This is a genomic window from Gilliamella sp. HK2, from assembly GCF_001690265.1.
Lineage (GTDB): Bacteria > Pseudomonadota > Gammaproteobacteria > Enterobacterales > Orbaceae > Gilliamella > Gilliamella apicola_C.
The window spans coordinates 1-5,523 of the sequence record NZ_LZGV01000054.1; the positions used below are offsets into that span (position 1 = coordinate 1).

Annotated in this window: 6 protein-coding genes and 1 pseudogene; 6 read left to right on the forward strand and 1 reads right to left on the reverse strand. The window is 34.5% G+C overall.

What is annotated here, in order from left to right; translation table 11 throughout:
• Nucleotides 1–15 precede the first annotated feature (15 nt).
• A pseudogene (locus A9G45_RS04640) lies at nt 16–267 on the reverse strand (transposase); the annotation flags it as partial.
• A gap of 99 nt (nt 268–366) precedes the next feature.
• Between A9G45_RS04640 and A9G45_RS04645 the strand changes: the two are divergent.
• The 6 genes from A9G45_RS04645 to A9G45_RS04670 form a co-directional block, all read left to right on the forward strand.
• Nucleotides 367–549 (forward strand): hypothetical protein, encoded by a 183-nt coding sequence (locus A9G45_RS04645; protein ID WP_065567327.1) that lies wholly within the window; start codon nt 367–369, stop codon nt 547–549.
• 70 nt (nt 550–619) lie between these two features.
• Entirely contained in the window at nt 620–1,534 is a 915-nt protein-coding gene (locus A9G45_RS04650) for a hypothetical protein (RefSeq protein WP_065567328.1), read from the forward strand.
• Between the two features lie 72 nt (nt 1,535–1,606).
• Entirely contained in the window at nt 1,607–1,873 is a 267-nt protein-coding gene (locus A9G45_RS04655) for a PAAR domain-containing protein (RefSeq protein WP_065567329.1), read from the forward strand.
• Nucleotides 1,873–3,123 carry a hypothetical protein gene (locus A9G45_RS04660; RefSeq protein ID WP_065567330.1) on the forward strand — a complete coding sequence of 417 codons (1,251 nt, stop codon included), beginning with the start codon at nt 1,873–1,875 and terminating at the stop codon, nt 3,121–3,123. Before A9G45_RS04655 ends, A9G45_RS04660 begins: the two co-directional genes overlap by 1 nt.
• On the forward strand, nt 3,123–3,368 hold the full coding sequence (locus A9G45_RS04665; RefSeq protein WP_065567331.1) for a hypothetical protein: 246 nt from the start codon (nt 3,123–3,125) through the stop codon (nt 3,366–3,368). The genes A9G45_RS04660 and A9G45_RS04665 overlap by 1 nt, the downstream gene beginning before the upstream one ends.
• A 950-nt stretch (nt 3,369–4,318) precedes the next feature.
• Nucleotides 4,319–5,523, forward strand: a 1,205-nt coding sequence (locus tag A9G45_RS04670; protein WP_141673605.1) for a type VI secretion system Vgr family protein, incomplete at its 3' end; no start/stop codon positions are given.

The window sequence follows — 5,523 nt, forward strand, 5'->3', positions numbered from 1 at the left end:
CAGTTGGCACTAAAGCTTTTTTATGATTTCTTCCTGAAGCTGGGATTTTAAGCTCAGTTCGGCAAACATCTGCTTAAGCTTGCGGTTTTCAGCCTCAAGCTCCTTTAAGCGTTTGATATCCGACGTTTCCATACCGCCATATTTTTCCCGCCATTTATAAAAAGTTGAATTACCCATGCCATATTTACGACAGAGTTCCTTGACAGGAATACCTGCTTCAGCTTCTTTTAAAATAGCTACGATTTGATGTTCAGTCATTTTTTTCATAATTGAATCCTCTTTTACTTTTATCATAGAGAATTTTCTACTTTTTTGCTGTACTATTTTAGGGGGTAGTTACAATATATTTTAAAAGATATACATTTTATGGGGTTTTTAACCTCAGCTAGTGATTACAAAGATGAATACCGATATATTATTGATTCTCATGGAAATGTAAGTAAATTAAAAAACACTGAAATGATGAGAAAACAAGCTAATGAAATTTATAAAAAAATGAAACAAGTTAATGATAATGCCGAAAAATTAGCTGATATACTGAAAAGATAATACCTATGAAAAAAAATTAACATTAATTTTAATAATGATGCCATTATTAATCTATGTATTAGGAGCAATTATGACCGGCTTAATTAATCCATTAGATGTTGCCAAATGCATTAAAGTGCGAACCATGGGAATTAAACCCCACGTGCCTTATTATGGCTCGACCAAAATAATACTCAATCATTACCGAACTCCTGACAATTATCCTGATTTTGCACCGATTACCCTTGAAGAAGCCGAAAATGCGCCTTATCGTGTTCATGATCCATTTAGTACGGAACTTAAAATTAATGAAGTTGGCGATAATTATCAATTTAAAGAGCGTTGGAGTTATGAACGTAAACCACAATATATTTTACTTAATGAGCGGCAATTAAACAGTTTAAAAGATCTTGAAAATGGATCTCACTTTTTTATTTTAGATACGCATTTACAACTGCAACCGATCACCATTGAACAAGCAATTACGTTACCCAATTATATTAAAGTAACAAGAGAAATGGGCAAAATTATTGCTATTGAAAAAAAACCTTTGCTTTCGATTAGTAAATGGGAATATGGCTACTGGCCTCATAGCGCTAATATGCGTTATTTAAGACTTTTTTGCTATGCAATGGATAAAAAGACACTATTACGATCTCGTTATGTGGAATATGACGAAGAAGGTAATAATTTAATGACCATAATAAAAGACCAAAATAATAAACTGATCAGTATAAGGAAAACCTATCCCAAAGGAAGTCAATATTATTCTGAAACCACGTTATTTAATGAACAAGGTGATAAAACAACCATCTTTTATACCCCTAGTTCTGGGAACAGCAAAATTGTTCATCTTGATAAACAAGGAAATATAACTGACGTAACATATGGCAGTGTTCCATATCACGGAATTCCTGATTTTACAGAGGAAGAACGCTATAAAAATCTTAAAATTGATACTAGTAAAGAGTACAAGGCCGTTGATAGATTAGATTCAGAGAAATAGATTTTTGACTAAATTTTAGAAATCATATGAGCTATTTTTTAATAAATCATCAAAGTTAAAGGAAATAAAATCATGAAAGGAGTAATTAGATTAGGCGATTTAACTAATCACGGAGGTAAAGTTATTTCTGCCTCATCAAAACTTGTCGTATTTAATAAAGGTGTCGCACGTGTTGGTGATATGGTGTGCTGCCCAATACAAGGGCATGGTATTAATCCCATCATTGAAGGTGATCCGCTATTCATTGACGATGGTAAACAAGTTGCTTTCCATGGACATAGGTCGGCATGTGGTTGTGTACTAATTTCATCATTAACTAATTTTGGTAAAAAAAACTAATGGCTATCGATTTAACTTTACTACCCGAGCAAATAGCTCTAAAAAAAGGGTTGTCTCGCCTATTTTGGTTTATTGCTTTAATTGTATTTGTTGCTATTGGTTTATTTTTTACCTACATGAAACAACTCAATAGTAATTTAACGCAAAAACATCTAATGATTGGTATTACTATTTCAGTTTTAAGTTGGTTGATATTATTATCCATATGGTTTTTTATTCGAGGATGTCGTGAAACTTATGTTGAAAACTGGAATCAATTACGGGAAGAGCGAAAACAACAACTTATTGAATATGGACAAAGACCATTGTATGTTATTTTTCACCAATTGATTTCTGAGTTTGGTGATGATAACCATGCACAAGCGCTAGTTAGTGGTCTAATGTCACTTGAGCCGAAAATAACTGACCAGTCAAATTATTATGCAAACCCAATTATTTATTCAAAATTCCCATTTAATGATTTAAAACCTGATGATTTTAACCAAAAAATAGATAACTTATTTGGTAATTTGCAACAAACGCTATCTATTTTAAATGATAACGCCTTTAATGGCGTTCAAAAGCACATACGCTTATTTATTGATTCACCTATACTCCCCGAAGATATCAAAAATATTTGGGAAAATAAATTAGGAAAAATAAGTTTATTTGCCTCTTGGCAAGTTGTTGATGCCAAAAAAAATACTATCTTTTTAGATAGCTGGTTAGATGATTCAGAAAATGACGATCATTTATTATGTTGTATCAGCTTACATTTATTTGATAGGCCCGTAACGTATAGTGCTGAAGCTATGACAAGTATTATTTTTTTAGGGGAAAACCTTATTAACAAACAAAATACCATGCAATATATACAAAAAAACAAATCGGCGATTGTTGCCTTGCATCGAACAGAAGAAGGGAAAGATCTTAATTATGTTCTTGATCATGCTCAATTATGGGGAAAATTAAGTGATGTTGAAGAGAGTCAAACACAATTAGAGGCTATTTGGCTATCACAACTCTCTTCAGAAGTTAATGCCAACGTTTTATCGCGATACGTTGATAAGCGATGTTCAATTAAAAATATTTATAACCTTGATTCAACATTTGGTATATCGGGTGAATGCGATTACTGGGTTGCATTAGCTTTTGCGATTGAATATGCCGATCAGATTGATAATAAACAAATGGTCATCGGTGAGAAAAACGCGCGTTTTAATGCCACTATTATTGATAAAATAAAAATTGATATAGAACAGGGGACATAATGAAAAAAATGGTGCTAGGTTGGGCGTTGGTTTGTTATGTTTTGGCTATCTGTGGTGTCGCTTTTGTTTGGCTTTCTGATGATACTGCTTTAATGCCTCGTCCAACAAAAGTAGAGTTTTCTTTCACAATATTATCGGTCGGCATCTTACTGAGTTGCTTTGCTATTGTAATAAAATTTATTATTAATTTTATCACTTATGACATATTTAAAGGTGAAGAAAAAAACTATTTTGTGAAGAAATAGCAATACAAACTTTTATACTAATAAGGTAAATCTTGCCATGCATTATTATTGGTATGTTCATGTAAATTTAAAACAAGATTTTAAGGAACATTCTGATATCAACGACCCAAGACACTATATGCAGCCAGCAAAAGCCGCCATGAAAAAAAATTGTTGAAGATAAAATCCGTATTTGCGGTAGTGCAGGTGAATTATAATATGAAAGATCAAGGCGTTGTTTTCAATTAGCAAGAACGTACAATTCATTACCAGCAGTTGAAACACTGCTGGTTAAAATGTGTTAAGTGACAGCATGTTAAGTATTTGTCGGGATGACTTGCGTTGTTTATCGTAATTTGAAAAACGGATTGTAATGCATAGACATAACGCTGTATCCCAAACAGATGATATGATGCCTATATCATAAAGAAAAATCACCGTTACCGATTTGGCTAACCGCTTTATGATTAGTAGTCCTGCTATTTATTGCACCTAAATACCTCATTAAACATTAAATAACATGTCCCCATTGAATATAAAATACCAATACAGATAGTGTCATTTGCTAGGTGAGTTGTGTGCTCACTATCAGATATTTAGCCAATTATTCACCTTTAGGCGCTATTTTTGTAAAAAATATTCAGGAATCTATACCGTTTCAATATGAAATCATTTTAAATTTAATGAATTAATAAATTATTTTTCATAAAGCATCAAATGGTTTACAGCCCTTATTCAGCCAAAGCATTAAACGGTTATCACTTACTGGATTAACTAATATAACTCATTAATATTCAGCACTATTTATTTAACATCTTTAAAAAAAAGATTAAATTTTACACTAAAATGGCGTATACTTTTTGGTCGAATTGTCTGTTGTTTGCACTCAGTCATACTGAGTATACGATATAAATAATAACTAAAATAAAAATAAACAGAATAAATTATGAGGAATAATAGGAGAGCAAAACATGTCGAATGAACTTAATCGCCTTTTGGATCAACTTGGTGGTGAGTTTGGTCATTTTATGGCAGGTTTAGGGGGCGTTAGTCACAACCGCTATACCTTAACCGTTGACGGGCTGGCCGCACCAATTTCAGTTTTGCATGTTGACGGTGATGAGCAGTTAAACCAGCCTTGGCGTTATGTCGTTACCTTTACCAGTCCTGATAAAACCTTATTGCCCGATGCGTTTCTTAATCAAAAATCGACTTTCTTCTTTAATCCTGTTATTAACAAACCATTAACTTCCGCTATTCATTCATTAAGCGACTTCCCCGCCGTCACGAATAAACGTACCTTGTATGGGGTGATCACCGAATTTAGCCAGCTATCGGTCAATAAAGATGAAGCTCATTACCAAGTCGTGTTATCTTCGTGCTTAGCACGGTTGGCCGTGGGGAAAAATAGTGCTATATTTCAAAATCAAAGCGTGGTCAGTGTGGTTGAAGAAGTGCTACGCAGCCACGGCTTTACCGGTATTGATTACCAGTTAGCGCTCAAAGACAATTATCCTGAACGGGAGTTTATCACCCAGTGGCAAGAAAGTGACCTAGAATTTATTCAACGCTTATTGGCCGATGTCGGTATCTGGTTTCGTTTTGAAACCCATGCCGAGCATGATTGTGATGTGATGGTATTAAGTGATTATGAACAAGGCTATGTACAGGTGGACAATATCGACTATAAACCGCCGAGTGGTATGGCCGATACGGGGGTGGAAAGTGTTTGGGATATCACCTTACATAGCGAAGTGGTACCGGCCTCAGTGACCGTTCAAGACTATAACTACCGTAATGCCAAAGCCGATTTACTCACCGATATCAACACCCAACCCAAAGTCCTCACCACCGATGGCAAGGACTACCGTTATGCCGAGCACTATAAAGGCTTAAATAGCAACGGACAAGATAACTCGCAAACGAGTAACAAAAATAACAATGGCGTTGGTAACCATGGTAATCCTAATGGTAATAACCAGTATAACGATAATCAAAACGATAATCAGATTGAAAGTGGTCAGTGGTATGCCCGTATTCGCCATGAACAGGCGATTAGTCAGCAAATTATCATTAAAGGTAAGAGTAATCGCTATAACCTTGCCCCCGGTCAATGGATTAATATCAACGGCAGTCCGCTAACGAATATTAATGACGGTATCCTCATTTTAAGTGT